The organism is Flavobacterium zepuense (genome assembly GCF_007097145.1).
Classification (GTDB): Bacteria; Bacteroidota; Bacteroidia; order Flavobacteriales; family Flavobacteriaceae; genus Flavobacterium; species Flavobacterium zepuense.
In genome coordinates, this window is the sequence record NZ_VJVZ01000014.1 from 1 (window position 1) to 26,415 (window position 26,415).

A 26,415-nucleotide genomic window follows, 5' to 3' on the forward strand; every position below is an offset into this window, starting at 1 on the left:
AATTAATACTACACCGGCACCGGTTAGTGATGATTTTACATTTTGTGCGGGTGCTACGGTTGCCAATCTTAATCCGGGAGGAGCCAGTGTAACATGGTATGCTACCGAAGGTGGTACTGCCCTTGCTGAAACTGAAGTTCTTGCTACAGGTACGTACTATGTAACGCAAACACTAAATGCATGCGAAAGCCCTGCTACTGCTGTTCAGGTTACTATTAATGCTGTTCCTGATGCTCCAACGGGTGTTGCTACACAAACTTTCACAGCCGGTGAAACTGTTGCCGACTTAGAAGTTACTACCGTTGAAGGCGCTACGGTTGTATGGTATGTTGAAAATGATATTGATGGCTACACTGCTATCCCAACTACCACCGTTCTTGAAGAAGGCGTTACATATTATGTAAGCCAGTCTACCAACGATTGCGAAAGTGCTTTATTTGGCATCACTGTAAGCCAGACTACAGGTACACGCGACTTTACTGTGGACAACCTTAAAGTATACCCTAACCCTGCTAACGAGTTTGTAACAGTATCACATACTGCACAAATATCTCAGGTAACGGTTACTAACCTTTTAGGCCAAACGGTTATTACACAATCGGCTAATGCCAATATGGTTCAGGTAAACCTTTCATCATTATCAGCAGGCACGTATATTCTGCAGGTTAATGCACAGGGTGGTACTGCTACCGTAAAAGTTGTTAAGCAATAAGCTTAATTCTCATACAATGTTTTAGAGCCCCGCAATTGCGGGGCTTTTTTTATGGGTTAGTGGCAAAAAGTGGGTCTTCAGCACAATAAATTTGAAATGTGATTTTAACACATAAACGCTGTGTATTTCTTATATTTGAAATTCCTCCAACCACATATACTTCAAATGCTTAAAGACGCAATAAATAAAGCCTTTTTATTTACCCTTATTATTGCAGGGGGTCTGTTTTGCAATGTATTAAGTGCGGCAGGATTACCTCCCCAAAAAAAGTGCGATTCGCTTATAAATGCAGGACGAAGGGAACTGGATAAAAACAACCACCTTAAATCGCTTGAGCTAACAAGCCAGGCATTAAAGCTTGCCGAAAAGAACCATTGGCAGGAGCAGTTATTCTCGGCTTACAGTAACATCGGTACCAATTACTTTGCCATGGTAGATTATAGCGAGGCGCTTAATAATTACCTGGTTGCCTACAACATTGCTATTAAAGAACACTGGCCGGAAAAAGAAATTCAAATACTCAATAATATTGCTGTGCTCTATGTTAAAGAGAAAAAGTTAGACAGGGCACACACCTATTTTAAAAAAGCCTATGATATATCTAAAAAGCACAACGACTCAGCAAGGATAGCGGGCTATACGCTTAATATGGGCCTGCTTATGAGCGATATGGGCAGCCTTGACAAATCACGTGCTTATTTAAACGAGGCGCTTGCCTTTGCTAAACCAGACCCTTCTTTTAGTTTGGTTATACAATGCGCCATTGCAGAAAATGAAATGCTTAAAAAACATTGGGCTAACGCTAAACAATTAGCAACTGGCTTATTAAATTCCATAAAAAACAAAGAAGGAGATAATACTGCGGTTAGCCTGCAACTCGTTTTGGCAAAAGTTTATATCCAGGAAAAGGATTATACAAAGGCTTTGGCTTATACACAATCGGCTTTGCAAAATAATAAAGACCTGGATACTAAAAAGACCATTTATGGAATTTTGGCCGATATACATACCAAAAGTAATTCGTTTTTAGAGGCGTTGCGCTGCAAGGATTCTATTTTTTCGCTACAGCAAAAGATCAATGAGGTTAAAGACGGCCGTGCTTTTGAAAACAGCCGTGCACGGTTTGAAATACAGGAATACCAAAACCAGATAGCACTTAAGGAAGCCGACATGGCTAATGACCGCAAGATATTTTATTCGGCATTGTTTGCAGTTACATCTGCCCTACTGCTTATTGTGTATGTTTTTAGGAACAGGGCCATACAGCACAAGCAAAAAAAGCTTATTGCCGAAAACAACCAGCAACTGCTTGCCCTGGAACTTGAAAAGAAAAAAACCGAAGCCCTTTTGCAGGAAAAAATGTTCCGCGAGCAGCAAACGCAAACACAGCTGGAGCAGGAACGGCTTAAAGACGAAATTGAGTACAAGAACAGGAAATTATCATCTAAGGCATTGCACATGTCGGGCAAGGATATGCTTATCGAGGAATTTGTGGGGATGCTCTCAGGCGAGCCCGAAGTGGCAAAGATACCCGCCGTGCGCAATCATATACGCCATTTAAAAAACACCCTTAAGACCGATAATGAGTGGGCAAGTTTCCTCAAACATTTTGAAGAGGTAAACCAGGGCTTCCTTAACCGCTTAAAGGCCCGCCATACCTACCTGACTGCAAATGACACCCGGTTTATTTGCTATGTGTACATGAACCTTAGCGCTAAAGAGATGGCAACCATGCTAAATATTTCTCTTGATGCCTGCCGAAAGCGTAAAGAAAGAGTAGCATTAAAGCTCGGATTGAATGATGCAACGGCACTTTATGGGTATCTGTCAGATATTTAAGGCTTTCCGATGTATAATATAGGGCAATGTCACAAATTTTCCGCCTGTATTTTTTCATACCATACACACATTACAGATTTTTACCATTCGCAAGTACGTCCCCAAAATGCTATTTGCGAAACTGTTATACTTTCACTACTAACAACTACAAATTTTTAATGTTATGAAAAAATTTACTTTAGCGGCCCTGCTGCTCTTTTCCGTTTGGGGCATGCACGCCCAAAATTTAATTTACTCTACCATTTTCCCATCGGGTGGCGAGCCATCGGGCTGGTCTCAGGAAATACTGGGTTTTGAGGCCGACAACGATTTTTACTTTGGCGATAGCTACATGCCCGGTGCCGGTAATTTCTCGGCACCAGCTGCTATCATTAACGATGACATTTCGTTTGACGACACTACCAATGTAAGGCTTATATCGCCTGCGTTTGATACCAGCGGTTATGAAACCATTTTCCTGTCGTTTGAATACAGCCTGAGCAAGACCGGCGATAACCTGGGTACATTTCAGGTAGAAGTTTACACGGGTACGGCCTGGCAGCAGGTTTTGTTTGTAAACACACATACACCTCCCGTTAACAGCGGAGACATTGATGTTACAGCTTACAAAAACGCTAACTTTAAAGTGCGCTTTACCTATAACGACCAGTTTAGCAGCAGCACATGGGGAGCGGGTATTACCAACTTTTTAGTGGAAGGCACTTATGATGTTGTACCAAACGACCTTATTGCAAATGCTTTTGCACTAACGTGCGATCAGACTATAGTTGGTACAACTGTTACCGCTACGGCTGAAACCGGCTTACCTGCGTGTAACAATGTAGATGGCAATACCATAGGTGTTTGGTATAAATTTTCAGATCCCGGGTTCCAGTCTACCGTTACCGCCAGCCTTTGCGGGTCGGGTACTGATTTTGACAGCCGACTGAGCGTGTTCAAAGGCCCTCTTACAGCATTAACCTGTGTTACTGCCAATGATAACAGCTGCGGCAACCTGAGCAGCGTTACTTTTGCTTACGATGGCTACTCTGATTACTACCTGCTGGTTTCCGGCGCTGCCGAAACTACGGGTAACTTTACCATTGCGGCTACCTGTACCCCTATACCCCCGGCAAATGACGAAATTGCAAATGCTTATGATGTAGATACCTTTACACAGCCGTATACCGATCATGCCGTACAGTTTACCTATGCTACTGCGGAGTCTCAGTCTTTTGATTATGAAGTGAATGGTTGCGATGGTGGCCAGCTGCCCTACGTTTGGTATAAATTTACCGCTGCTGCAAATGGTACGGCATTGGCTACGCTTACCACGCCAAGCCCGGGCGGACTTAACCTGATCCATTTTTACAGTGCTCCTAACGAAAGCGCTACCGTACCACAAATAGATTGGGTAAACCAGGCTTCTAACGCCTGTAATGTGTTCGACGATTCGAGGCAGATTGATATTACAGCAGGTACAACCTACTATGTTGCCATAACGCTGGAGGGCGGCAACTCTGATGTTGTTATTACCCTTACCTATGATTGCGATACTCCTGCCGGGCCTGTTGCTACAGCTCAATCACATTGCGAAGGCGCAACCGTTGCCAATTTAACGGCTACGTGTGTAGAAGGAAGTACCATTAATTGGTTTGCAACCGAAGGCGGCGAGCCGCTTGCATCAACTACCGAACTAACATCTGGCACCTATTATGTTACACAAACTATCGGCATCTGCGAAAGCGAGGCTATCGAAGTTATTGTTACTATCAATGCTGTACCTGATGCCCCAACAGGTATCGCTACGCAAACTTTCACAGCCGGTGAGACTATCGCCGACCTTGAAGTTACTACTGTAGAAGGCGCCACATTAACATGGTATGTTGAAAATGATATAGACGGCTATACTGTTATCCCTGCCACTACCGTACTTGAAAATGGCGTAACCTACTATGTTACACAAAGTGTAAACGGATGTGAGAGCGATTATTTTGGTATTGCAGCAAGCCAAACAACAGGTACAGGTTCTTTTGCCTTTAATAGCCTTAAAGTGTATCCTAACCCTGCTAATAGCGTTATAAACATTGCTAACAATACTGCTATTTCTCAAATTACGGTAACCAACCTTTTAGGCCAGACGGTGCTAAAACAAACGGCATCCGAAAATAATGTGCAGGTAAACATATCGGCACTTGCTGCAGGCACTTACATACTACAGCTTCAGGCAGAAAATGCTACGGCAACAATAAAAGTTATTAAGCAATAATATATCGCTAACAGCGTAAAGTAAAATGGAAGCCAATTGGCTTCCATTTTTTATTTCTGGTTTGTGTAGCTGTAAAAATAAGCTTCGAGCCCCTTTAGTTCCTCGTCGGTAAACGTCTTGGTAAGGATGAGGTTGGTTTTCATGGTTTCAAACATTTCCGGATCTACAATAGGGTCTTCATTCCCTTTAAGGAAGCTAACCATATTGCCCTTTTTAGTTTTATAGATGTTGGCAATTTCCTGTATGCTTGGGCCCACCACTTTTTGGTCGGGTTTGTGGCAGGAGTAGCAGTTGCCTTTGCCATCAAAAACTTCCTGCCCCAGTTGTGCTTCGGGGCTTAGATCGGATGTAGTGCCTTCAGCTATAGCCGAATTGGTATCCTGGTAAAGTGGTTCTTTTTCTTCTTTTTCGCTTTTACATGAAAAAAGCAATATAGCAAGTAATAATGTTGATAACTGTTTCATAGCGTGTTATGAATGCGATTGCTGTTAACTAAAAACCCTATTCGTACCCTAATTTTACCCTAACACGGCCTAAAACCTCGTTAGCAATAACAGCAGCCTTAGCGGCACCGGCTTTAAGCAGGTTATCCACTTCGGGCAGGTTATCCATATAGTAGGTATATTTTTCGCGTTCGGTTTTAAACTTCTCCGTTATCAATTCGTATAAAGCTTGTTTGGCATGGCCGTAGCCATAGTTACCACCCAGGTAGTTGGCGCGCATCTGTCCAATTTCTTCCGGAGTAGCCAGTAGTTTATAGATAGCGTACACATTATCGGTATCCGGGTTCTTAGGATCTTCCAGTGGGGTGCTGTCGGTTTGTATGGCCATAACCTGTTTGCGCAGCGCCTTATCATCTAAAAAAATGTTGATGAAGTTGTTGCGCGATTTGCTCATCTTTTCGCCATCGGTACCTGGTATAATTTTAGTTTCTTCAGCGCTAATAGCTTCGGGTAATACAAATGTTTCGCCCATCTGGTGATTAAAACGGCTTGCCACATCGCGGGTAATTTCAAGATGTTGTAACTGGTCTTTACCCACCGGTACAAACTCGGCATCATACAAAAGTATGTCGGCCGCCATAAGCATCGGGTAGGTAAAAAGGCCCGCGTTAACATCATCCAGCCTGTCGGCCTTATCTTTAAACGAGTGTGCCAGCGTTAAGCGCTGAAACGGAAAAAAGCAGCTAAGGTACCATGAAAGCTCTGCCGTTTGGGGCACATCGCTTTGGCGGTAAAAAGTAACTTTATTAATATCAAGTCCGCACGCAAGCCAGGTAGCAGCTACGCTATAGGTATTTTCGCGCAGGGTTTTGCCATCCTTAATCTGCGTAGCAGAGTGCAGGTCGGCTATAAACAAAAACGATTCATTTTCGGGTTTGTTGGCCATTTCTATGGCCGGCAGTATGGCTCCTAAAAGGTTGCCAAGGTGGGGTGTGCCGGTGCTTTGCACGCCCGTTAAGATCTTTGCCATTTACAATACAGTTGAAATTTACACAAAGGTAAGCGTTTTGCCACAAACATAAAGATTGAATTATTACATTTGAACTTATATGAAAGCAGTGAAATATATTTTATGGGCCTTATGGCGCGTTTGGTTTTACATTCTTATGGGGGTGCCCATAATTATCCTGTCGCCGTTGCTGGTTATTTCTATATTATCTGAAAAAACCTACCCAATGTTTTTCTTTTTTGCCCGCCTGTGGGCAAAGATCATACTGTATGGTATGGGCTTTTACCCAAAAATTGAACGTGAGCAGCAAATAGAAAAAGGGCATAGCTACATGCTGGTTGCCAACCACGCGAGCATGACCGATATTATGCTGATGCTGGTTATTTGTAAAAATCCGTTTGTATTTGTGGGGAAGAAGGAGCTGGCTAAAATTCCTATTTTTGGATTTTTTTATAAGCGCACCTGCATACTGGTAGACCGCAGCAGTTCTAAAAGCCGCTTTGAAGTTTTTAAACGCGCACAGGCAAGGCTGAACCAGGGGTTGAGCATTTGTATTTTTCCCGAAGGTGGCGTTACCGACGACCACAATGTTTTACTGGACGAATTTAAAGATGGCGCTTTCAGGCTGGCCATTGAACACCAGATACCTGTTGTGCCTATGACGTTTGTTGATAACCGGAAACGTTTTTCGTTTAATTTTTTTAGCGGAAGCCCCGGCAGGATGCGTGCCATAGTACACCGTTTTATACCTACCACCAGCCTTACCCTTGATGATAAAAAAGACCTGCGCGATACTGTTAGGCAGGTTATTTACCACCAGTTGTTGAAGAAGCAGAAAAAATAAAAGCGCCCCTTAGGAGCGCTTTTACACTTAACTATAGGCTAACCAACAAGCCTAAAAACTAAAACTGATGCCGGAATAAAGGCCAATAAAATAAGGCTTAAAGTTACCGTTGTCCCTGCTATATGTATTTACCTGGTATTTAAAGGTAGGCTCAAAATTTGCCTCGAACGACTTAAAGAACCTGTATTTAAAACCAACACCCACATTGGTGCTAAAGTGTATGCTGTTAAGGTTTTGTGCTTCGCCCACCCGGGTACTGAAACCTTCGGTTGAAACCACACTTACATTATTATCATTAAGGAAAAGTGTGCTTACACCCCCTATAATATCGATGCCGAATTTTTTATTGAGCAGCGCATACGACAGTTCTACCGGAACTTCTACATAGCCTGTGCTTTGTATCATGGCGCCGTTGTAGGTTTCTTTAGGGATAACATCGCTAAAGGCCATAGGCATAGCGGCTGTACCCTCGGGCACGTTTGGAGTATTATTGCCCCTGTTTTGTACTACGATAGTTGCTGTGCCGCCCGAGCCTGCACCCGACCTTGCCATTACATTATTGTTGGCCCCGTTGTTAAGGCTGGCGTAAAATTCGATATCCTGGGTGGCATAGCTAAGGTTTACTGTATTGATACCGGAGCGTATTGATAGCCGTTTGTTAACGGCATAGTTAACGCCAAGGCCCACGCTAAGATCATTATCATAACTTTTGCTATTTGATGCAAATTGCCCGTCTATAGGCGATCCCTGCGACAGCGAACTGTAAAACACCGGTGCTATTTGCGGTTTTATCTTCCACTTAGGGTTGTTGGCGTCGGCTACTTCGTCTTTTTTATCTTCGTCTTTGCCGTTAAGTTTTTCCTGTAATAGCTTTTCAAGCTCGTTTTCAGGAACTACAGCGGTAGTATCTACGGTTGCTTCGGCTACTGCCTCGTTAACAGGTAGGTCTTTGTCTATAATCGTTGGAGGAGTGGTATCGTTAGCAGTATTGTTGATATTACTGCCTGTACCGTTAGCAGTATTAGTACTATTGTTACGCTGGCCGTTTGTAGTGCCGTTGCTATCAGCGCCCGCTACAGCTGTTTCCGGGTTTGTAACGCCGCCCTGGTTACTGCCATTACGATTAGGCAAAGTGCCGTTTACCGAATTAGCACGGTTAACATTGCCTGCCCCGTTATTGTTAGCCGGATTGCTACTCGAAGTATTCCCGCGGTTAGCACCATTACCCTCTGTAGTCGATACAGCATTATTGCGGTTATACAGATTGTTATTATTATGGCTGCGGCTGCGCTTGTGGGTATTTCTCTCTGTAGCGTTGCTGTTGCCGTTACGGCCACCGTGTGCCACCGCATTATTGCTATCGTTGAAATTTGCCTCACGCTTATTTACCGAAGTTTTTGAACCTTTCTTATTATTTCCAATACTTCCGTTATTGTTTGTTGCAGAGCCATTTGCCGAATTATCATTATCTGATGATGGTGCCTCATTGTTCACAATGGCACTGTTCACATCATTGCTGTTAACGCTGTTGGTACTATCGGTTATGCTGCCGCCATTAGGTATGGGATTATCTGTTGGCCGTATTTTTAGAGGCTGGCTGGGCTGTGCGGCATCATTTTGCAGCACCACGGGCGTATCATTACCCGGTGTTGTGTTATTTAGGTATGAGATACCCAAAAACAACCCCACGATAAGTATTGCCGCCACCCCGGATAGCCTCATCCAAAGCGGAATAACCCTTTTCTTTTTCTTTTCCTCTAACTCCTCCCGTATGTTTTCCCATACAAATTCGGGGGGAGCGGCCTCAAAGTCCTTAAACTTTTCCTGGAAAAGCCTGTCTATGTTCTTTTTATCACTCATTTTGCCGTAGGTATACTATTACCATTGCCCTGTCGGGCATCAATTTTTTCTTTTAATATCATTCTTGCACGTGCAAGGTTAGATTTAGAGGTGCCATCTGTAATACTTAGCATCTCTGCGATCTCTTTGTGCGAATACCCATCTATAACATACAGGTTAAACACCATCCGGTAACGGTCTGGCAGTTCCTGTATAATTTTCATCAGGTAATCCATACTTATATCTTCTGCCTCAATTTCCACATCCGGGGTATCGGGCAGGTTTTCGCTCACTATTTCAAATATGCCTTCGGTACGGTACTTTTGCAATACATTGTTTACCATAACCCTTTTGGCCCAGCCCTCAAACGACCCCTGAAACCGATACTGCCCAATTTTGCGGAAAATAAGCAAAAACCCATCCTGCAGGTTGTCCTCAGCATCGGCGCGGTTGCGGCTGTACTTTAAGCACACCGCAAACAGCTTTGGGGCAAAGAGGCGGTATAACTGCTCCTGTGCCTTAATGCTATTGTCCTGACAATCTTTTATGAGCTGCTCTAAACCCAATTGGTTTCCCTTTATTTGTTATTGTTCTGTAATGGGTACCTCTACCTCAAGAAACTCCTGGTTGCCGTTAGCATCAAGGCCTTTATAAAATTTAAACGTATACGCGGTGCCGGTGTATTGTGTAGGGCATTCAAAATTTAGGGTTGCCACTTCGGGCAGGCTGCCTTCTATGGCAACACAGTCGTTCTGCTCAAAAACCTTAGATTGTATGGCAACTACGCGGGCGTTATTTGTTGCATCAATATCATAATAAAAGCCATCAAACACGTAACAGTCGGTTGGCCTTTGGTAATATAATTTTATGGCATAGGTATAACCGGGCGTAACATGCTCCGGCATTTCTACACTAATTGTAGGGATAAACTCCACATGAAAATTGCTCTGCGGATCGTTACCATCTACAGAACAGGAAGCTATAATACAAAGGGTTGCAAGCAGCAATAAAAGCTTTCTCATAAATCGTTTCTAAAAAAGTATATAATTCTCCTTATGCAGGTTAGATACACAAAGCGGCAAAAGGTTGCGTGTATTTTACTATAAATTTAGCAAAGAACTCGTTTAAACTTTTTCTAATTGGCTGCAAAATAATCTTTTCGCCTAATCTTTTATCTATTTCTTACTCCGTAGCCCAGCTATGCAGTGCAAAAAAGCCAAAATCTAAGCCAAAAATCTTTATTTTTCGCTTCAATCAAAAAAGCTTAAACAAGTTCATAAAAAAACCCCGATGCACATCGGGGTTTAAATTTTTAAGCCATATTTTCTTTAATGGCATCCTTTATTTTATGTTCCAGCTCATCGGCCATCTCCGGATTATCTTTAATTAAAGCCTTAACGGCATCGCGCCCCTGGCCTAATTTAGTATCGCCGTAGCTAAACCATGAACCCGATTTTTTAATGATCTCAAACTCAACGGCAAGGTCTAATATCTCGCCCGTCTTGCTAACGCCTTCGCCATACATAATATCGAATTCGGCTGTTTTAAACGGTGGCGCCACTTTATTTTTAACGATCTTAACCTTGGTACGGTTACCAATTACATTTTCGCCATCTTTAATTTGAGCCGACCTACGGATATCTATACGTACCGATGCGTAAAATTTAAGTGCGTTACCACCCGTAGTAGTCTCCGGGTTACCAAACATAACACCAATTTTTTCGCGCAGCTGGTTAATAAAGAAAACCGTACAGTTGGTTTTGCTAATGGTACCCGTAAGTTTACGAAGCGCCTGGCTCATAAGGCGTGCATGAAGACCCATTTTAGAGTCGCCCATTTCGCCCTCTATCTCGCTCTTTGGCGTAAGTGCCGCAACCGAGTCGATCACCACAATATCAATCGCTCCCGAACGGATAAGGTTTTCGGCAATTTCCAGTGCCTGCTCACCGTTATCGGGCTGCGATATAATAAGGTTTTCTACATCTACATTAAGTTTTTCGGCATAACTACGGTCAAAAGCATGCTCAGCATCTATAAAGGCAGCTATACCACCCGCTTTTTGGGCTTCGGCAATAGCGTGTAAGGTTAAGGTTGTTTTACCCGAAGATTCCGGGCCATATATTTCGATGATCCTGCCGCGCGGGTAGCCGTTAACCCCAAGGGCAAGGTCTACACCCAGCGAGCCTGATGGAATAGATTCTACTTCTTCAACGGCGCGGTCGCCCAGTTTCATTACGGTACCTTTACCGTAAGCTTTATCTAATTTATCCAGCGTTAGCTGTAGTGCTTTTAATTTTGCTTCTTTTTCTCCGCTCATGGTGCTTTTATATGTTTGAGTAAAAGTAATTCTTTTTTGTTACAGCAAAGATAAGAAAATAATCTTATAAACAATTATTTTCTTTTAAAATAATCATAGTCAATAAATAAATTATTTAATTAAAAATGAATTGATGAAAAAATTTGATTATTTTTAACACTAAGGTTTTCTAAATTAATATAGTATGGCATCAACAGTAAATTCTGCATTTAGTGATTTCAATAAAAATACAGTCAATTTAGAAAAAAATAATACTGATAATGCTCGTTCAAGTAGAGATTGGCTTTTAAGTCAATTAAATTCATTTCCGAATAAAGTCGAAAATTTTCCTTTAGATTATCCTGACAAACATATTAAATACGGATCATTTGCTAGAAATACGAAGATTAAACCATTAGATGATATTGATTTGATGTATTGTTTGCATGGTTCAGGAGGTTACTATCAAATAGATTTCTATAATCGTAATACGTACTATATTCATACAGAAAATTCTTCTGAGAATTTACAAAAACTTTCAGACCAAAATAAATTGAATTCTATAAAAGTTGTAAATAAATTTGTTAAATCACTATCAAATGTTCCTCAATATTCTAATTCTTCGGTTAAACGAAACCAAGAGGCGGCAGTACTTAATTTAATTTCTTATGATTGGTGTTTTGATATTGTGCCATGTTTTTTTACGACAGAGGGATTATATTTGATACCAGATGGTGTAGGTAATTGGAAAGCTACAAACCCTTTAATAGATAACGAGAATGTAAAATCAATAAATTCGAATTATAATGGCAAAGTTTTGCAACTTATTAGGGTATTAAAATATTGGAATGTTAATTCTTTAAGTCCTAAACTAGGGTCTTATTTTTTTGAAATCATAGTTTTAAATTTTGTAAAATCTAAAGTTGAACTACCTAGTTTTATCGATTTCGCAATTAGAGATTTTTTTGACTATTTGTCTTTACATATATATTATGATGTTTTTGATCCGAAAGGCATTCAGGGCAATATTAATGATTTAACTTATGATCAAAAGGTAAAAATATCTAATAAAGCTAAGTCTTGTCTAGAAATAGCAAATGATGCAATTTATCAAGAAACTAGCTTAAAAAATCAAAAAAAAGCAATCGAAAATTGGTGTAAAATCTTTGGTGATAAATTCCCTACATATGAATGAATACTATAATCCTTTGAGAGAATCATTTAAGCTAGCCAAAAAATTAGACAAGATAACATTTTGGTTTATGATAGTATCGGCTGCATTGACAATTTTTAATTATATATTTAATATATATCTTCAGGATTATAAAAGTATAGCTGTTATTTTAAGTACAATTAACACAATTATAATTACAATATATGCTCTACTAAAATTCGCGATTAGTTACATCATCTTTCACACTTCTTTCGATAAACGTTCAGATTTTATAGATAACTCTTTTGGAACAAATTATTCATCTAATAGATCAAATCAATATTATAATAACGATACAATAGAAAATGGCATTTTAAGAATGGGGGCAAATAGCTTTGAAAGTTGTTTTTTTACCTATAATTTATCTGTAAAATCTTTACAATCCAAATGGATAATTAATATCGCTGTAACTGTAATTATTATTGGTCTTGCATTGCAAGGTTATAACTCAGCTTTATCAATGATTTTGCAATTGGCATTACCATTATATCTGATTTCAGATGCTGTTAATAATTCAATATTTTGTTTAAGGATCAAAAATATTTTAGATAATTTTTGTCGCCTATATAATGATTTATTAGATAGCTCGCAGTTACAAAAAAAAGAGCCCGAAATCATTCTTATAGTATTAAATTATGAAACCACGTTGTCAACATTCAATTTATTAATTAGCGAAGAAGTATATAATAAATATAATCCAGATTTATCAGTAAGATGGACTGGTTTAAAAGAACAATACAATCTTAAATAAATAGTGACTCCTAAATTCATTATTTTCTCTTCCCAATAACCTCAAACAACAACTCCGGTTCGTTGGTGGTAATAAAATCAACGTTTTGGTTAAGCAGGGTTTCCATTTCGGGTTTGTCGTTCACCGTCCAGGCGTTAATGGTAAGGCCCAGTTTTTTGGCTTCGGTAATATAGTCGGGGTGCTCTTTGTACACGCTGTAATGGTAATCCAACCCGGTGTAGCCGGCGGCTTTGGCTTCGGCAGGGGTTTTGTCGCCATTTAAGTAGGCTATCATAGCCTTTGGTGCCAACTCGTGCAGGCGTATGCCCACCTCAAAACTAAAGCAGATATACTCCACCTGTTTTTCGGCTTTAAGCTTTTTAACCATATCTACACACAATTGGGTAAGCTGTAGCGATCGCTCGGGACTGACTTCCGATGTTTTTATCTCAAGTATCAGTTTAGTCTTCTTTTGCTTTAGCCCCTCGGTAAGGTAGGCTTGCAGGGTGGGTATCTTTTCGCGGTTGGGGTGCTGCTTTGTCAGCAGTTGAGCGTAAGTGCTTTTTTCTATATCAAGGCCATAAAACTCATGGTCGTGGTTAACCACAATTACGTTATCGGCCGTAAGGTGCACATCAAACTCGCTCCCAAAGCATTTTAACGCCACCGCATGGTTTAACGATGCTATGGAATTTTCGGGCAGGTTATTATTTTTCCAGGCGCCGCGGTGGGCAATAACCACGTTGTTGTTAAACTGGGCATAGGCGGTAAGGGTAAACAGTAACGCCAGGCTTAGGGTATACAGTTTTTTCATTCGGAAAAGTTTAAGGGCAAAGTTCGGGATAAAAATAGAGTTGGGAGTTATGGGAGAGTTAAGGAGCAGGCCTCACACCTCTCTGATATTTTATGGAGAATAATACAATAGACGACCTCACCCCCCAACCCCTCTCCGAAGGAGAGGGGAGCCAGGAACGGGTACAGTTCGGATTATGTGTTGTAAATTTTCAATGCGATGAACATTTAAGTGTAGCTACCCCCCTCTCCTTCGGAGAGGGGTTGGGGGTGAGGTTTTACTTTTTAAATATTTCACCCCATAGCAACCCCGACACTCCGGTTTTTGACATAGTTAGCGTAACTCAAAGTCCGAAAGTGAAATATTAAGCCTTTTTGGGCGTTTTACAGCGATTTTGAGCCGCAAAAGTGTCGCTCCCTGATTTACAAAATAACGCTTCAGGTGTCAAAAACCGCGTTTTTTTACCAAAAGTGAAATATCAGGCACCATCTAAACCATAAAAATTATTACTTTTGCAGCGGTTCCGCCAACAGGAGCCAAAACATACTGAAAAATCTCACTTAAACTTGTATAGCATGCAACTGTTCAACACTTTAAGCGCAGAAGAAAGAGCCGAACTTATAGAGCAGTCCGGTAAACAGCGCCTTACGCTTTCTTTCTATGCCTACACCCAACTACCTGATCCTAAACAATTTCGCGATAGCCTTTTCCTTGCCTGGAACCCTTTAGAGGTTTTAGGGAGGATATACGTGGCCAAAGAGGGCATTAACGCCCAGCTTTCGTTACCGGCTGATAACTTCTATACCTTTAAGGATCATTTAGATACGATTGATTTTCTTAAAGATATCCGCCTGAATGTTGCCGTAGAGCACGACGACCTGTCATTCCTGAAGCTAACTATCAAAGTCCGCGACAAGATCGTTGCCGATGGCCTTGACGATGCCTCGTTTGACGTGACTAACAAAGGTATTCACCTGGGTGCCAAGGACTTTAACCAAATGCTGGAAGACCCCAACACCATTGTGGTAGATTTCAGGAACCATTACGAGAGCGAAATAGGGCATTTCCGTAACGCGGTAACCCCTGATGTTGAGACGTTTAGGGAGTCGTTACCCATTATAGAGAATCAACTCGCCGACCATAAGGAAGACAAAAACCTGCTAATGTACTGTACCGGAGGCATTAGGTGCGAGAAAGCATCGGCATTCTTTAAGCACAAGGGCTTTAAAAACGTGTACCAGCTGGAGGGTGGCATTATAGAATACACCCGCCAGGTAAAAGCTGAAGGCCTGGAAAGCAAGTTTATAGGTAAGAATTTTGTGTTTGACGCCCGCCTTGGCGAGCGCATTACCGATGATATTGTGGCCCAATGCCACCAATGCGGCAAACCCTGCGACAACCACACCAACTGCGCTAATGAGGCCTGCCACCTGCTGTTCATTCAATGTGATGAATGTAAGGAAAGCATGCATAATACCTGCTCTTCTGAGTGTTTGGAAATCATTCAGTTACCGGAGGATAAACAGAAAGAACTGCGCCGTGGCATTATGAAGGGCAACATGATCTTCCGTAAAGGGAAGTCGGAAAAACTGGCCTTTAAAAAGTCGGGCGAACTTACCGATGTGCCTCTGGCTGTTGCAACTAAAGTCAAAACCGCACCAAGGCAGCGAATTAAAAAGGTGCTTATAGGTAGGGGCGAGCACTACTACCCTAAGGCGGGCGTTGGCCAGTTTACTATAGAGAATGGCGAGCTAACCGTTGGCGACCGCATATTAATCTCGGGCCCAAGTACTGGTGAAGAGCAACTTACCGTTGAAGCACTTCGTGTAAACGGTCAGGATGGTACTGTAGCTATAGCAGGTGATAAGGTTACGTTTAACCTGCCGTTCCGCATCAGGTTGTCTGATAAATTGTTTAAAATATTGGGGTAATTACTTGTTCCTTAATAATTTAGAAACCTGCCATCGTGCAGGTTTTTTATTTTCTTTTGTCTTGAAACAAAAGAAACAAAAATTCAAGGCTCGAACTTCTTATGCTACAAATCAGGAACTTTGGCTAAACGATTTGAACTCGCGGCGCTCAAACACCAAATCGTTCTTAACGCCTAAGCTCCTGATTTGCTTAACGCAACGAAGTTTAAGGCCTTAGCTCCACTCAAGCCTGCTCACTCATAGCAGATTGCTTACTTCCGTTTCATTTGGTGAGGGGCTGGCGGTCAGGCCTGTGGATTTTGCACCAATCCCGCAAAAAAATACTATCTTTACCCGCAAAACGTTTTACTAACATTAGAATCGTAGTGGCTAAGCCACGATCTATATATATCTACATAAACTATGGCATGTACCAACTGTTCTACGGGATCCAAAGACGGGACCCCGAGGGGATGTAAAAATAATGGGACCTGCGGTACCGATAGCTGCAATAAGCTTACGGTATTCGACTGGCTTTCTAACATGAGCCTGCCGGGTGGCGAGGCACCTTTTGATGGTGTTGAAGTGCGTTTTAAAAACGGGCGTAAAGAATTTTACCGCAATGCAGAAACCGTAACCCTTAGCATTGGCGACATTGTTGCTGTTGAGGCTGCACCGGGCCATGATATTGGTATTGTTACCCTTACAGGCGAGCTTGTAAAAATACAAATGAAGAAAAAAGGCGTTAAGCCTAATGCCGAGCTTGGTAAAATATACCGCAAGGCTTCGCAAAAAGATATTGACATCTGGAGCGATGCCCGTGCTAAAGAAGAGCCTATGAAGGTGGTAGCGCGTGAGATTGCCATACGCCTTAACCTGGAAATGAAAATATCTGATATTGAATATCAGGGAGATGGCTCTAAAGCTACATTTTACTATACTGCAAATGACCGTGTTGACTTTAGGCAGCTTATTAAAGATTTTGCCCGTGAGTTCAGCATCCGTATCGAGATGAAACAGGTGGGTTTCCGCCAGGAAGCTTCGCGCCTTGGTGGTATAGGCTCATGCGGCCGCGAATTGTGCTGCAGTACCTGGCTTACCGATTTTAGGAGCGTTAATACCAGCGCAGCACGTTACCAGCAGTTATCGCTTAATCCGCAAAAGCTTGCAGGACAGTGTGGTAAACTTAAATGCTGCCTTAACTACGAATTAGATACCTATCTGGATGCGCTTAAAGGCCTGCCGGATATGGATACCAAAATATATACCGATAAAGGCGATGCTTTCTGCCAGAAAGTAGACATTTTTAAAGGGATCATGTGGTTTGCTTATACTAATGATATGGCCCACTGGCATATTATAGAGGCTGCACAGGTTAAAGAAATGGTAGCGCTTAACAAGCAAAAAGAGCGTGTATCATCGTTAGAAGATTATGCTGTTGAAGCAGCCGACGAAACTCCGGAGAAAAACTTCCAGAATGCAGTAGGGCAGGACAGTCTTACCCGTTTTGATGCTCCTAAGAAATCGAACAAAAAGAGGCCGAACAAAAATAAAAAGCCCAGAGTTACTGAGGCTAACAATGCAAATCCGGCTGGTCAGGCAGCAACAGGTACAGCACCAAAAGCTAAAATGGTAATTACGCCAAATACCGGTGGTGTTAAGCCAGCTGAAGGCAATGCTGCATCAAAACAGGCTAATACTAATGCCCCAAGGCCTGCTAATAACCGCCCTCCAAGGCAGGTAGGCGAGCGCAAGCCTACTACCAACCCTAACCCGGAAGGTGGCACTAACACAGGTGCTAACACTAATGGCGGCACCAAAAAGAACTTTAATAATAAGAGGATAAATCCTAATCAGAACCCAAATCAAAATCCATCAAACGATAAAAATGGTAATGATAAAAAATAGCCTGCTGGCACTTGGCTTACTTTTTTTACTGAGCTCCTGCGATGAGCATCGCTTTTTTGATGAATATAAGGAGTTTAACGGCAAATGGAATAAGGATAGTGTTGTAACGTTTTCTTTTGAGCAAAAAGATACGGTATCGCGCTACAATATGTTTGTAACCATGCGCAATACCAACAGTTACCCGTATAATAACCTGTTTTTGATAGTACAGCTGCAACAGCCGGGCACGAAACTTGTTAAGGTAGACACGCTGGAGTACCAAATGGCAAACCCGGATGGTACCCTTATGGGAGAAGGCTTTAGCGATGTAAAAGAAAGTGCCCTGTGGTATAAGGAAAACGTAAATTTCCCAAAGGCGGGTAAGTACACAGTTAGCATTCAGCAGGCTGTAAGGCAGGCGGGTAATGTTACCGGGATACAGGAGCTTGATGGAGTTACCGAAGTAGGTTTAAGGATCGAATCAAAAGAATAAAAGAATATCATGGCAGTAAAAAAAAATAGCAATACAACATCTGCAAATCAATACTCAGGCTACGTACGAAAGTTTTGGAAGATCTTTGGGATAGGCTTTTTCGCGGTTATCCTGTTCTTTCTTTTAGCTTCTTGGGGCGTTTTTGGGAAAATGCCCGATTTTGAAACACTGGAGAATCCAAACTCTAACCAGGCTACCGAAATTATCTCGTCTGACGGGCAAACCCTGGGCAAATTTTACCTTGAAAACCGTACACCCATAAAATATGCCGATTTACCCAAGCATTTGGTAGATGCACTTATAGCTACAGAGGATGAGCGTTTTTACGACCACTCGGGTATTGATACGAGGGGTACACTGCGTGCGGTGGCAACCCTTGGTACAAGCGGTGGTGCAAGTACCATTACACAACAGCTTGCCAAGAACCTTTTTCACGGTGAGGGGTCTAAAAACCTTATAATGCGTGTGGTGCAAAAAGCAAAGGAATGGATAATTGCCATACGCCTGGAGCGCCAGTATACTAAAGAAGAAATTATTGCAATGTACCTTAACACGGTAGATTTTGTAAATAATGCCGTGGGTATACGTTCGGCATCAAAAATATATTTTGGCAAAGAGCCCAAAGACCTTAAGGTAGAAGAAGCTGCCGTATTGGTAGGAATGCTTAAAAATCCATCGTATTTTAACCCTAACAGGGCCTCTAAAAAAGAACTGGTATTTAACCGCAGGAACACCGTTTTAAGCCAGATGGTTAAGAACGGCAAGCTTGAGGAGGCCGAAAAAGAAAAACTGGCTAAGGAGCCGGTTAAGCTTCATTTTTCTCCCGAAAGCCACAAAGAAGGTATTGCTACCTATTTTAGGGAGTACCTAAGGGGCTTTATGGATAAATGGGTAAAAGAAAATCCTAAAGAAGATGGCAGCGATTATGATATTTACCGCGACGGTTTAAAGATCTATACCACTATCGATTCTAAAATGCAAATGTATGCCGAAGAGGCGGTACAGGCGCACCTTGCTAACCTTCAGGAAGAGTTTTTTATCCAGCAAAAGAAAAATACCAATGCACCTTTTGTAAATATATCTGAAGCTGAAACCAATAAAATATTAGACAGGGCCATGCGCACCAGTGAGCGCTGGAGGATAATGGATGGTCAGGGCAAAAGCGAAAGCGAAATAAAGGCATCGTTTAAAAAGAAAGCAGAGATGACTGTTTTTACCTGGAAAGGTGAACGCGATACACTAATGACACCATTGGATTCTATCCGTTATTATAAAAACTTCCTTCAAACAGGGGTTATGAGCATGGAGCCGCAAACCGGCTTTGTAAAAGCATGGGTAGGCGGTATCAACTATAAACATTTTCAGTACGACCACGTATTACAGGGCGCACGCCAGGTGGGCTCTACCTTTAAGCCGTTTGTATATGCTACGGCTATAGAGCACTTGCACCTTTCGCCATGCGACTCTATTCGCGATGAGCCTTTTAGCATGCCTAAAGGTAAATTTGGCATTGATGCCGACTGGAACCCTCAAAACTCTAATGGCCAGTATAGGGGCATGGTTACACTTAAGCAGGCGCTTGCCAACTCTATTAATACCGTATCGGCCAAGCTTATAGACAGGGTAGGCCCTAAAGCTGTGGTAGATATGGCACATAAGCTGGGCATAACCAGTAAAATACCAGAGCAGCCATCTATCGCGCTGGGTAGTGCCGATATTACCGTAAGCGAGATGGTTGCGGCCTATAGTACCTTTGCTAACCAGGGTATGTATGTTAAGCCAATAATCATTACAAAAATAGAAGATAAGAACGGTGTAGTGCTTTTTCATAGTGCTCCCGAAACCCACGAGGTTATAAGCAAGGATATTGCCTACGCTGTAGTGAAACTGCTTGAGGGCGTTACCGAAACAGGATCTGGCGCCAGACTTAAGTGGGGCGGGGGCGGCGGTACGGGCTATAACCGTATGACGGGCTATCCGTATAAAATAGTAAATCCTATTGCCGGTAAAACCGGTACTACACAAAACCAGAGCGACGGTTGGTTTGTAGGTATGGTACCTAACCTTTGTACAGGTATCTGGGTAGGTAACGAAGATAGGTCGGCACACTTTAAAGGCCTTATTTACGGGCAGGGCGCTACAATGGCGCTGCCTATATGGGGTATTTATATGCGCAAGATATATGATGACGACAGCATGGTGTTTAAAGTTTCAGAAAAACCTTTTGAGCGACCGGCAAACCTGTCTATTAAAGTAGACTGCTGGAAACCGCCGGTTAAAGATACTACGGCAGTTGACAGTTTAGATATAGGCGACGAATTTGGATTATAATACTAAAAACACCTTCAATTGAAGGTGTTTTTTTATATATTTATACGCGAAAACTAAAATTAATTGTATGATTAATAAAAAAGTAAATAACGTTAGCGAAGCGCTTAGCGATATAAAAAGCGGTATGACCATTATGCTGGGCGGTTTTGGCCTGTGCGGCATACCGGAGAACAGTATTGCCGAACTGGTTACTAAAGGCGTGTCAGATCTTACCTGTATCAGCAACAATGCCGGTGTAGATGATTTTGGGCTGGGACTGCTGCTGCAAAAAAAGCAGATTAAAAAAATGATCTCATCTTACGTGGGTGAAAATGCCGAATTTGAGCGCCAGATGCTTAGCGGCGAGCTCGAAGTAGAGCTTACCCCCCAAGGCACACTGGCCGAAAAATGCCGCGCTGCACAGGCGGGTATCCCTGCATTTTATACGCCTGCCGGTTATGGCACCGAGGTTGCCGAGGGTAAAGAAGCCCGTGAGTTTAACGGTAAGATGCATATAATGGAAGAGGCTTATAAAGCCGATTTTGCCATTGTAAAAGCCTGGAAAGGCGATGAGGCCGGTAACCTTATCTTTAAGGGTACTGCGCGTAACTTTAACTCGTGTATGGCCGGTGCTGCTGCCATTACCGTAGCAGAGGTTGAAGAACTGGTTCCTGCCGGAACGTTAGACCCTAACCAAGTACATATTCCCGGAATTTTTGTAAAAAGGATCTTTCAGGGAGAGAAGTATGAAAAGCGTATTGAACAGAGAACAGTGAGAAAAAGATAATTCGTTAATTCGGTAATTTGTTGATTTGAAGGGGCGACCCCAAATAACCAAATTGCCAAATAACCAAATCAACTATATATGGCATTAGGCAAAGAAGATATAGCTAAAAGAATAGCAAAAGAAGTAAAAGACGGTTATTTTGTTAACCTTGGTATTGGTATACCTACACTGGTTGCCAATTACGTAAGGGAAGATATTTCGGTTGAATTTCAGAGTGAGAACGGCGTACTGGGTATGGGGCCTTTCCCTTTTGAGGGTGAGGAAGATGCCGATGTAATTAATGCCGGCAAGCAAACCATAACTACTATGGCGGGTGCCTCATTTTTTGATTCGGCGCTGAGCTTTGGGATGATACGCGGCCAGCATGTAGACCTTACAATTCTTGGTGCGATGGAAGTTGCTGAGAACGGCGATATTGCCAACTGGAAGATACCGGGCAAAATGGTTAAAGGCATGGGCGGTGCGATGGATCTTGTGGCCTCGGCAGAGAATATTATCGTGGCCATGATGCATGTAAACAAAGCAGGCGAATCTAAACTACTAAAGCGTTGCACGCTGCCGTTAACGGGCGTAGGCTGCGTTAAAAAGGTTGTGACCGAACTGGCTGTTTTAGAAATTGTACCCGAGGGTTTTAAATTATTAGAGCGCGCTCCCGGTGTAACTGTTGAAGATATTATAAAAGCTACCGAAGGTAACCTTATCATTGAAGGAGAGATTCCTGAGATGGTTATTGATTAAAGCAATCAAAACGCGTTCAATGCGTCTTAATAATATAACCTGTAAGACTTAGGCTTTACAGGTTTTTTATTTACTCAGCCTTTACAATCTCGTTTATCTTATCAATAACGGCTTGTGGGCTGATGCTGCGTATAGCATCCTCATAGCCTTCTATAATTTTATTTCCGTAGATAGAGGTAGGCAGCATGGGATATTGCTCCCTGTTGGCGGTTAAGGCATTTTCTAAAGGCTGTTTAAACGGTGCAAAGCCCGCATACGGGTGGGTAGCCCCCCAAAGGGTAACAACAGGTACACCCAACATGGCTGCCATGTGTGCATTGCTGCTGTCCATGCTCAGCATCAGGTTTAAGTGGCTTATAAGTTTAAGTTCCTGCCTTAAAATAAGCCTTGCTCCTGCTACAACTTTAATATTGGGCTGTTGGGCATATTCGTCTAACAATTTCGCCTCCTGCCTGCCCGACCCGAAAAGAAAAAGCGTTGTATTTGCTTCTGCCGCCAGGCCATTTATAACCTGCTGCATAAGGTCTTTAGGGTATACCTTGCCCCTATGCTGTGCAAAGGGCGCAATGCCTATCCACGTGCCGTTTTTAGGGCCTGTAACATCGGTAATGTCTTCGGTAAGCGGCTGCTTTGGTGCGAATGGCGCTGCATTAACATCTATCGGGAAACCCAGTTGTACAAACACTTCGGCATGGCGCTCTGTAACCGGTGGTAACGGACTGATAATCTTGTCGGCCTTAAGTGCCGTAAGCTGTGCCCGCTCTTTACGGAATTTATTGGTTGTTGCCGTTTTCTTGCCTCGTAGCGAAAATAAAAAGGTTATAATACGGGAACGCAATACGTTGTGAAGATCGGCTACGGCATGTACATGTAGCCTCCTAAGATCCTTGTAGAGCCTTAAGATACCCAGCAAACCCTTGTGCCTGCGTTTCAGGTCGGGTTCAAAAAAGTATACGTTAGGGATGCCTTCAAAAAAAGCCCTGAAAAGCCCACGCGACACCACCGTAACTTTTACATTGGGGTGCTGCTGCGTTAAAGCGCGCAGTACGGGTACCGTCATGGCAACATCGCCCATGGCCGAAAGCCGTATTACCAATATATGCCTGTGCTTTTTACCCGATGACATCCGGGCTTACTTTTTATTTTGATATAAAACGGGGTTAAGTTCCTCGTCGTTATACATTTTCATTTGCTTGTACACCTTCATGAACTTCTCGCCATTTTCGATGTCCGATAAAAGGTCATCAATAGCAGTGCTAAGGTCTTTTTTCTGCTCCAGCAAAACAGCCAGCTTTTCGTTGCATTTTGCACGGTGTTCCGGCGAGGCATCCGGGCGGGTAGCCTCTTCGTTCATGTGATAAATTTTAAGCGCCAGTATAGACAGGCGGTCTAAAGCCCAGGCAGGGCTCTCTGAATTTATTTTAGCGCCATCTTTAACGGCAATGTCTTTGTATTTGTCTAAAAAATAGCTGTCTATGTACTCTACCATATCAGTACGCACCTGGTTAGAAGCATCAATTTTACGCTTTAGTACAAGGGCCTCAATAGGGTCTATCTCCGGGTTACGGATGATATCCTCATAATGCCACTGCACGGTATCTACCCAATTTTTTGCATAAAGCAAATGCTCTATTTTATCTTTACGAAAAGGGTTATTAATAGGCTGGTCTACGCTGTCATACTGGTGATAGTCGTTAATGCTTTGCTCAAAAATAGGGAATGCGATACCTGAAAACATAATGAATAAATTTTTACAAATATAGTTTTAATAGTTTTAACCTCCCAACACATTTTTTTTGGCAAAATGCCGATGGGTTGTTGCACTTAAAATAATGAAAATCTTAAAATTACAGCTGCATTACAAATATAAGGACAGCTATAACGGCTATAAGCGCGGCAGCAATTTCGCGCACCCAAATGTTATCCTGGCTTTCCAGGTAATTGGCACCCATAATTGCCATTGGCGCAAAGGTAAAGGCTAAAAAACTGTTGTTTTTATTGGCCGAAAGCACATAAATGCCCACCCCTATAAAAAACGAGAATAGTATTTTTTTGTGCGATGACTGCAAATTCAGCGGCTTGTTGGGTATAGATATCACGTAGGGCGCTACAAATAATGCAGCAATGGCAGCATAAATGGCAAGCGCTATATTCTGGTAAATATTCTCAAAATACGTGAAGTCAAAACTTGGGGTAAGCTCCTCTATAATATGGTCAAAAAATTCGTGCCCTACCATAAGGCCCAGCATAAAATAAATGATGCCTACCGCAAAAAAGGCTATAAAAGGGATGATCCAATTGCGGTAATCGCGCGATACGTGAAATACTACCGAGATAAAAACCAAAATAATGTAGATGATGCACCAAAAGTGAAAAAGTGCCGCAGCAAAGATCCAGAAAGAGGCATCAAATATCTTTTCTTTAGGCGTTACCAGCGATTGGAGGGAGATAAGCCTGCGCAGCGCCAACAACAAAAAAAAGTTGGCTATAATTACATTTACATTACTTAATGTACTGGGAAACAATACCTGAAAAAGCAAAAATAGCAGTAGCGCGTAACTGTTGGTTTTGGTAAGCGTATTCTTTAACGTTATAAAACCCGTTAAGAACAGCGTACCGGCAAGAAGCAGCAGCAGGGTAACTTTTAACCCTATTGTAGTGTACGATCCCAGCCAGCTTTGGTCTTGTAGCATGTGCAAGGCATAGAATAAAACAAGGACGCCGCCAAGCAAAACATAATTTATGGGCCTTGTTTTACTAAAAATACTTGCTAACATGGTATTATTTTATATTTTTGTGACTGTAAATATAACACTTGTCTAAAAATGAAAGCATTTTTTGAAGCTATAGGGTCACTCTTTACTGATTTCCTTTTTATCCCTTTGGATTTTTTCCGCAAACTGGAACTGGAAAACTGGTGGACCGCGAACATCCTTACATGGATCTTTATTATCATTTGCTGTGTAGCCTTTGTATACTGGATGAAACAGTTACAGATCTTTAAAGCAAACCACGAAGACGACCAGGATACTACGGCTCACTCGTTCTTATCATAAGTCGAAGCCGATATCTTTTCTAAAATACATCTTATCAAAATTTAGTTTATCTATGTTTTGGTAAGATTTTTTTATGGCCTCTTTAAAGTCATTTCCGTATGATGTTACCGCTATAACTCGCCCACCGGCTGTTACTGCCTGCCCGTCTTTAAGGGTAGTGCCTGCATGAAACGCAATAGAACCCTCTACATTTTCAAGGCCGGTAATTACCTTACCTTTTTCATAATCCTCCGGGTATCCGCCCGAAACCATCATAACCGTAGCAGCGCTCCTTGGGTCTATGGTTAGTGTAGCCTCATCTAACTTACTGTTAGCTACGGCTACAAACAATTCTACAAGGTCGCTTTCCAGCCTTGGTATAACAACCTCAGTTTCCGGGTCGCCCATACGCACGTTGTACTCTATTACAAACGGGTCGTTACCCACTTTTATAAGACCTATGAATACAAAGCCTTTGTACTCTATGTTATCATTTTTAAGGCCTGCTATAGTCGGTTTTACCACGCGCTCCTCGATCTTTTGCATAAATTCGGCATCTGCAAACGGAACCGGGGAAACCGCACCCATACCGCCTGTATTAAGGCCGGCATCGCCTTCGCCTATACGCTTGTAGTCTTTAGCCGTTGGCAGTATCTTATAGCTTTTGCCATCAGTAAGTACAAAGCAGCTAAGCTCTATACCATCTAAAAACTCCTCTATAACCACTTTAGCACTTGCATCGCCAAATTTTGCATCTACAAGCATGCTCCTAAGCTCATCCTGGGCTTCCTCAAGGCTGTTTAGTATTAAAACGCCCTTTCCTGCCGCCAGTCCATCTGCTTTAAGCACATACGGCGCTTTAAGCGTTTCCAGGAACTTACAGCCTTCTTCTACCGTTTCTTTGGTAAAGCTGTCATAGGCTGCCGTTGGGATATTATTTTTGATAAGGAACTTTTTAGCAAATTCCTTGCTGCCCTCTAATTGCGCACCATGCTGCGACGGGCCAATAACGGGGATATCTTTTAACTCCGGGTCGTTTTTAAAAAAGTCATACACACCTTTAACCAACGGGTCTTCGGGGCCTACAACAACCATGTTTACACCATTGGCAAGCACGTGCTGCTTAATGGCATCAAAATCGGTGGGGCTTATGTTTACATTGTGCGCTATGGCAGCAGTACCGGCATTACCCGGTGCTACAAACAGTTTTCCGCACAGTGGGCTTTGTAACATTTTCCATGCCAGTGCATGCTCTCTTCCTCCTGATCCTAAAAGTAAAATAGTCATTG

24 protein-coding genes are annotated in these 26,415 nt (G+C 42.3%); 13 read left to right on the forward strand and 11 right to left on the reverse strand.

What is annotated here, in order from left to right; all coding sequences use genetic code 11:
* From FMM05_RS18205 to FMM05_RS18215, 3 genes are all read left to right on the forward strand, one after another.
* Nucleotides 1-712, forward strand: a 712-nt coding sequence (locus tag FMM05_RS18205) for a T9SS type A sorting domain-containing protein (RefSeq protein ID WP_185965628.1), incomplete at its 5' end; no start/stop codon positions are given.
* Between the two features lie 165 nt (nt 713-877).
* Complete coding sequence (locus tag FMM05_RS18210) at nt 878-2,551, forward strand: tetratricopeptide repeat protein (RefSeq protein ID WP_143374858.1); 1,674 nt, start codon at nt 878-880, stop codon at nt 2,549-2,551.
* Nucleotides 2,552-2,714: 163 nt separating this feature from the next.
* A complete protein-coding gene (locus FMM05_RS18215) occupies nt 2,715-4,799 on the forward strand; it encodes a T9SS type A sorting domain-containing protein (RefSeq protein WP_143374859.1) in 2,085 nt (694 codons plus the stop codon).
* A gap of 50 nt (nt 4,800-4,849) precedes the next feature.
* On the opposite strand, the gene FMM05_RS18220 is transcribed toward FMM05_RS18215, so the two are convergent.
* Nucleotides 4,850-5,263: a c-type cytochrome gene (locus FMM05_RS18220; protein WP_143374860.1), complete on the reverse strand. Its 414-nt coding sequence runs from the start codon at nt 5,261-5,263 to the stop codon at nt 4,850-4,852.
* Between the two features lie 37 nt (nt 5,264-5,300).
* Complete coding sequence (gene trpS, locus FMM05_RS18225) at nt 5,301-6,272, reverse strand: tryptophan--tRNA ligase (RefSeq protein ID WP_143374861.1); 972 nt, start codon at nt 6,270-6,272, stop codon at nt 5,301-5,303.
* A 79-nt stretch (nt 6,273-6,351) separates the two neighbouring features.
* Between trpS and FMM05_RS18230 the strand changes: the two genes are divergently transcribed.
* Nucleotides 6,352-7,095, forward strand: a complete 744-nt coding sequence (locus FMM05_RS18230) for a lysophospholipid acyltransferase family protein (RefSeq protein WP_143374862.1) — start codon at nt 6,352-6,354, stop codon at nt 7,093-7,095.
* A 51-nt stretch (nt 7,096-7,146) separates the two neighbouring features.
* On the opposite strand, the gene FMM05_RS18235 is transcribed toward FMM05_RS18230, so the two are convergent.
* From FMM05_RS18235 to recA, 4 genes are all read right to left on the reverse strand, one after another.
* A complete protein-coding gene (locus FMM05_RS18235; RefSeq protein WP_143374863.1) occupies nt 7,147-8,955 on the reverse strand; it encodes an outer membrane beta-barrel protein in 1,809 nt (602 codons plus the stop codon).
* Complete coding sequence (locus FMM05_RS18240) at nt 8,952-9,500, reverse strand: RNA polymerase sigma factor (protein WP_143374864.1); 549 nt, start codon at nt 9,498-9,500, stop codon at nt 8,952-8,954. The genes FMM05_RS18235 and FMM05_RS18240 overlap by 4 nt, the downstream gene beginning before the upstream one ends.
* A gap of 18 nt (nt 9,501-9,518) precedes the next feature.
* Nucleotides 9,519-9,956 carry a hypothetical protein gene (locus tag FMM05_RS18245; protein WP_143374865.1) on the reverse strand — a complete coding sequence of 146 codons (438 nt, stop codon included), beginning with the start codon at nt 9,954-9,956 and terminating at the stop codon, nt 9,519-9,521.
* Between the two features lie 290 nt (nt 9,957-10,246).
* Nucleotides 10,247-11,251 carry a recombinase RecA gene (gene recA, locus FMM05_RS18250; RefSeq protein ID WP_143374866.1) on the reverse strand — a complete coding sequence of 335 codons (1,005 nt, stop codon included), beginning with the start codon at nt 11,249-11,251 and terminating at the stop codon, nt 10,247-10,249.
* A gap of 184 nt (nt 11,252-11,435) precedes the next feature.
* Between recA and FMM05_RS18255 the strand changes: the two genes are divergently transcribed.
* The gene (locus tag FMM05_RS18255; protein WP_143374867.1) at nt 11,436-12,425 is read left to right on the forward strand and encodes a nucleotidyltransferase; all 990 of its coding nucleotides are present in this window, start codon (nt 11,436-11,438) and stop codon (nt 12,423-12,425) included.
* On the forward strand, nt 12,418-13,194 hold the full coding sequence (locus FMM05_RS18260; RefSeq protein ID WP_143374868.1) for a hypothetical protein: 777 nt from the start codon (nt 12,418-12,420) through the stop codon (nt 13,192-13,194). Before FMM05_RS18255 ends, FMM05_RS18260 begins: the two co-directional genes overlap by 8 nt.
* Before the next feature lie 19 nt (nt 13,195-13,213).
* Here the strand turns inward: FMM05_RS18260 and FMM05_RS18265 are convergent, their stop codons facing one another.
* Entirely contained in the window at nt 13,214-13,987 is a 774-nt protein-coding gene (locus tag FMM05_RS18265) for a glycerophosphodiester phosphodiesterase (RefSeq protein WP_143374869.1), read from the reverse strand.
* Between the two features lie 554 nt (nt 13,988-14,541).
* Between FMM05_RS18265 and trhO the strand changes: the two genes are divergently transcribed.
* From trhO to FMM05_RS18295, 6 genes are all read left to right on the forward strand, one after another.
* Nucleotides 14,542-15,897, forward strand: coding sequence for an oxygen-dependent tRNA uridine(34) hydroxylase TrhO (trhO, locus tag FMM05_RS18270; RefSeq protein ID WP_143374870.1), 1,356 nt, complete (start codon nt 14,542-14,544; stop codon nt 15,895-15,897).
* A gap of 402 nt (nt 15,898-16,299) precedes the next feature.
* The gene (locus FMM05_RS18275) at nt 16,300-17,784 is read left to right on the forward strand and encodes a PSP1 domain-containing protein (protein WP_143374871.1); all 1,485 of its coding nucleotides are present in this window, start codon (nt 16,300-16,302) and stop codon (nt 17,782-17,784) included.
* On the forward strand, nt 17,765-18,256 hold the full coding sequence (locus FMM05_RS18280; RefSeq protein WP_143374872.1) for a gliding motility lipoprotein GldH: 492 nt from the start codon (nt 17,765-17,767) through the stop codon (nt 18,254-18,256). The genes FMM05_RS18275 and FMM05_RS18280 overlap by 20 nt, the downstream gene beginning before the upstream one ends.
* Before the next feature lie 9 nt (nt 18,257-18,265).
* Nucleotides 18,266-20,587 (forward strand): penicillin-binding protein 1A, encoded by a 2,322-nt coding sequence (locus FMM05_RS18285; protein ID WP_143374873.1) that lies wholly within the window; start codon nt 18,266-18,268, stop codon nt 20,585-20,587.
* Between the two features lie 67 nt (nt 20,588-20,654).
* On the forward strand, nt 20,655-21,353 hold the full coding sequence (locus FMM05_RS18290) for a CoA transferase subunit A (RefSeq protein ID WP_143374874.1): 699 nt from the start codon (nt 20,655-20,657) through the stop codon (nt 21,351-21,353).
* 78 nt (nt 21,354-21,431) lie between these two features.
* Complete coding sequence (locus FMM05_RS18295; protein ID WP_143374875.1) at nt 21,432-22,091, forward strand: 3-oxoacid CoA-transferase subunit B; 660 nt, start codon at nt 21,432-21,434, stop codon at nt 22,089-22,091.
* 70 nt (nt 22,092-22,161) lie between these two features.
* Here FMM05_RS18295 and FMM05_RS18300 read toward each other — a convergent pair whose 3' ends face one another.
* The 3 genes from FMM05_RS18300 to FMM05_RS18310 all read right to left on the reverse strand — a co-directional run bounded on the left by FMM05_RS18300 (nt 22,162) and on the right by FMM05_RS18310 (nt 24,868).
* A complete protein-coding gene (locus FMM05_RS18300; RefSeq protein ID WP_143374876.1) occupies nt 22,162-23,217 on the reverse strand; it encodes a glycosyltransferase family 9 protein in 1,056 nt (351 codons plus the stop codon).
* A 6-nt stretch (nt 23,218-23,223) separates the two neighbouring features.
* On the reverse strand, nt 23,224-23,829 hold the full coding sequence (locus FMM05_RS18305; RefSeq protein WP_143374877.1) for a DUF4254 domain-containing protein: 606 nt from the start codon (nt 23,827-23,829) through the stop codon (nt 23,224-23,226).
* Nucleotides 23,830-23,938: 109 nt separating this feature from the next.
* A complete protein-coding gene (locus tag FMM05_RS18310; protein ID WP_143374878.1) occupies nt 23,939-24,868 on the reverse strand; it encodes a DUF6427 family protein in 930 nt (309 codons plus the stop codon).
* 48 nt (nt 24,869-24,916) lie between these two features.
* Between FMM05_RS18310 and FMM05_RS18315 the strand changes: the two genes are divergently transcribed.
* Nucleotides 24,917-25,147, forward strand: a complete 231-nt coding sequence (locus FMM05_RS18315) for a DUF6341 family protein (protein ID WP_143374879.1) — start codon at nt 24,917-24,919, stop codon at nt 25,145-25,147.
* On the opposite strand, the gene purD is transcribed toward FMM05_RS18315, so the two are convergent.
* Nucleotides 25,142-26,413 (reverse strand): phosphoribosylamine--glycine ligase, encoded by a 1,272-nt coding sequence (gene purD / locus FMM05_RS18320; protein WP_143374880.1) that lies wholly within the window; start codon nt 26,411-26,413, stop codon nt 25,142-25,144. The two genes, FMM05_RS18315 and purD, sit on opposite strands and share 6 nt — an antisense overlap.
* Between the last annotated feature and the right edge of the window lie 2 nt (nt 26,414-26,415).